The following is a 628-nucleotide window of genomic DNA, read 5'->3' as shown; positions in this document are numbered from 1 at the left end:
AACGTCGAACTGCTTTCCGCAGCAGCGATATTGGCAGTTCTGTCTTAGAATAAAGTTATAAAGTAAACTAATTGTTCTTCAATTTCATAGTAGCATTTCAGCCGCTGTTGTGGAAAGCAACTGTTGTGCGTAGTCGTTGTCAAATGGAATTTCATTTCCTGGTTTTTCGCCAATCCTGCAAGCTCAATACACTGTCAAGTGCGGGGTCGTAAGCTTTGATTTCATTTGTTTTCTTATCCAATAGAAAATTGAAAATATTGGCAAATCTGTCTTCATGTGAATTGTCGCCAACCATGAAATGATAATAGGATGTTTCACCGTTAAATTCGTCGTGTACCATAATGGAAACGCCATGTGTCCCTTTGCTCGACTTGTCAATTTGTTTGTTGATGGCTTCAACTTCTGGAAACTTGAATATTTTGCCAATTACTTTATTCAATCGAACCGTATCTTTTCCAGTCTCGAAAGGGTCATGTAGGTCAATGGAACAAGTGTCACGTTTAACAGCTAATTGTGTGGCTGTGTCCTGGTCATGATGAGCGACGACGACTTTTCTCGGACCGCTTTTACAGCTTAACAAAACACTGAGTAAGAAAATGTACTTCATGGAAGTTGATTACGCACAACG

1 protein-coding gene is annotated in these 628 nt (G+C 39.6%); it reads right to left on the bottom strand.

Going from position 1 to position 628, the window contains the following annotated elements; all coding sequences use genetic code 11:
- Positions 1 to 151: 151 nt before the first annotated feature.
- Positions 152 to 607 (bottom strand): hypothetical protein, encoded by a 456-nt coding sequence (locus tag D6024_RS26995; protein WP_162945075.1) that lies wholly within the window; start codon positions 605 to 607, stop codon positions 152 to 154.
- Between the last annotated feature and the right edge of the window lie 21 nt (positions 608 to 628).

Source organism: Flavisolibacter nicotianae, assembly GCF_003628535.1.
In the GTDB taxonomy this organism is placed as follows: domain Bacteria; phylum Bacteroidota; class Bacteroidia; order Chitinophagales; family Chitinophagaceae; genus Flavisolibacter; species Flavisolibacter nicotianae.
Note: the sequence above shows the minus strand (reverse complement) of the source record. Positions and strands in the feature narration are given on the sequence as shown.

What these genes read in the sequence shown, in the direction of transcription:
- D6024_RS26995 (WP_162945075.1), bottom strand. Translation starts at nt 607, where the DNA reads ATGAAGTACATTTTCTTACTCAGTGTTTTGTTAAGCTGTAAAAGCGGT.